2 protein-coding genes are annotated in these 2513 nt (G+C 75.0%); one reads left to right on the forward strand and one right to left on the reverse strand.

Annotated features, from left to right (window positions below; all coding sequences use genetic code 11):
- On the reverse strand, positions 1–1789 hold a 1789-nt coding region (locus ACYVE9_RS22680; RefSeq protein WP_461029744.1), incomplete at its 3' end, for a HelD family protein.
- Positions 1790–2207: 418 nt separating this feature from the next.
- Between ACYVE9_RS22680 and ACYVE9_RS22685 the strand changes: the two genes are divergently transcribed.
- On the forward strand, positions 2208–2414 hold the full coding sequence (locus tag ACYVE9_RS22685; protein ID WP_461029743.1) for a hypothetical protein: 207 nt from the start codon (positions 2208–2210) through the stop codon (positions 2412–2414).
- Positions 2415–2513: the final 99 nt, after the last annotated feature.

Raw genomic sequence — 2513 nt, forward strand, 5'->3', positions numbered from 1 at the left:
CGGCGAGCTGCGGGACACGGGCGTCGGCGGCGATCAGGCCGACCGAGCCCTCCTTGCCGAGCGCCTCCCGGCAGGCGTCGAGCACGGCGGCGTCGAGCCGGTCGGCTCCGACGGCCCGCACGGCGAAGTCGCCGGGGGACTCGCGCACGGACGTGGCCGGTGCCAGGTCGGGGGCGATCGCCGGGAGCAGCCGGGAGGCGTAGTCGATGACCTGGCGGGGGACGCGGAAACCGCGGGTGAGTTCCTCGACGACGGCGTCCGGCTTGCCGAGGTGCCCCAGCGCCTCGGCCCAGCCCGTGGTGGCCCACGGGGTGGTGCCCTGCGCGAGGTCGCCGAGGACCGTGACGGAACCCGTGCTGCACCGGCGGCCGACCGCCCGGTACTGCATGGGTGAGAGGTCCTGCGCCTCGTCCAGGACGACGTGGCCGAGCGAGCCGGTCCGGGAGACGAGGTCGGCGGCCTCGTCGACGAGCACCGCGTCGGCCGCCGACCAGCGTGCCGACTTCACGCCGCGTGCGGGCTTCGTCCACCGGATCGTCTGCTGCTCCTCGGGGGTGAGGATGCCGTCGGCCTGCTCGGCGAGGAAGTCGGCGTCGCCGAGCAGGCGCAGCACCAGCTTCGCCGGGTCGACGAGCGGCCACACCGCCTTGACCACGGCCTTGACGGCGGCGTTGCGGGCGACGGCGTCCTGGACCCGGTCGTCGGGGGCCTCACCCGCCTGTTCCATGCGGACGAGCACGGTGTGCGCGATGCGGCGCGGCAGGGCCTCGCGGGCCGCGCCGTAGCGCATGTCGCGACCGAGCAGTTCGTCGACGATCGCGCGGAGTTCGTCGACGGGTACCCGCCAGCGTCGGGAGCCGCGCACGACCACGCAGGGCTCGGTCGGCGCCCGGACGCCGGAGCGCACGGCCCGGTGCAGGACCTGCGCCATCCGCGCGTCGCCCTTGATGCGGGCGGCGGCCGCGTCATCGGTGCCGGTGACGGGGACGTGGGCGACCAGGTCGGCGACGGTGGACTGCCGCACCGCCATCTCCCCCAGCGCGGGCAGTACCTGTTCGATGTAGTGCAGGAACGACCGGTTGGGGCCGATGACGAGGGTGCCGGTGCGGGCCAGCCGCTCCCGGTGCGCGTACAGCAGGTACGCCACCCGGTGCAGGCCGACGGCGGTCTTGCCGGTGCCGGGGGCGCCCTGCACGCAGACCGAGCCGTCCACTCCGGCGCGCACGATCTTGTCCTGTTCGGGCTGGATGGTGGCGACGATGTCCCGCATCGGTCCGACGCGGGGGCGCTCGATCTCCCGCTGGAGCAGCGCACTGCTGCGGTCGTGCTCGTCCGGGTCGCTGAGGTGCTCGTCCTCGTAGGCGGTCAGTTCTCCGGCCGTGTAGCCGAACCGGCGGCGCAGTTCGACGCCGTGCGGCTCGCGGCGGGACGCCCGGTAGAAGGGCTGCGACACCGGCGCCCGCCAGTCGATGACCATCGGGTCGCCGTCGGCGTCGTGGACGTGCCGGCGGCCGATGTAGAACCGCGTGCCGTCGGTGTGGTCCCCCTCCGACGCGCCGCCGGGGGCGGCTGCGGGGCCGGCGTCGGGGGTGTAGTCGAGGCGGCCGAAGAACAGCGGGGTGTGGGCCAGGTCGGCGAGGGAGGTGATGCGCTTGTCGATCTCGGCCTGGAGGATCTCGGCGTTCACCCAGTTGGCGGTGACGTCCTTGATGTCCAGCGCCTCGGCGTCCGCCCGCATGGTCCGCAGCGCGGCACGGGAGGCGGCGAGATGGGCCCGCTCCCGTTCCAGCGGGTCACGGCCGCTCCCCTCACCGGCACCGGACGCGGCGGGCGGGGAGACGTCGGCGGGGTCGGCGACAGCGGCGGGCGGGGCGGACCGGACGGGCGGGGCCGCGTCGGGGCTCCCGTCAGGGTTCCGGGCGGTGTCGGTCGGTGGGGCCTGGTGGTGGGCAGGGGCGGGCACGGCACGGCCTCCGGCGGGTACGGGATGCGAGGAAGGGCAGGTGCCGACCGATTGCCGTCCGGTCGGGGGCCTCCCCGGTCCGGGAGGCGGCAGACGGGGGAGTGTACCGGCGGAGCCGGGGAGCGGCGACTCGTTTTCGCCCGACCCGTAGGGGTCCCGGTCACCCCGTGGGCTTACGGCCCCGGTGGCACGAATAGGCCGTTGGACCGATGTGTCGGGAAGGGGCGAATCGCATGCTGGATGTATGACCACCGCATCGTTCACTCCCCCTGTGGGCGGTCGGAGCCGGGGCGCGACAGCCATCGGCCCCGCCGAAGCCCACCCCCGTCATCTGCTGGGCAGCACGCTCCGTGCCGTCCGGGTGTTCCTCGGCACCGCGATCGACGTCGCCGTGCTGGGCCGGATGGAAGACGGCACCGCTGCGGCAGCGGGAATCCACCGCCACCACTGACCCACCGACCGGCACCGTCCCCCTGTCCGCGACCGGTCGCCGGCCCGTCGCCGGCCGTGGGGCACGCCTGCGTCACCACCCGGCGCCGCCCGCGCGCCT

Source organism: Streptomyces sparsus, assembly GCF_054776295.1.

Excerpts from the sequence above, each read along its gene's own strand:
- ACYVE9_RS22685 (WP_461029743.1), top strand. The coding sequence starts at position 2,208 with ATGACCACCGCATCGTTCACTCCCCCTGTGGGCGGTCGGAGCCGGGGC.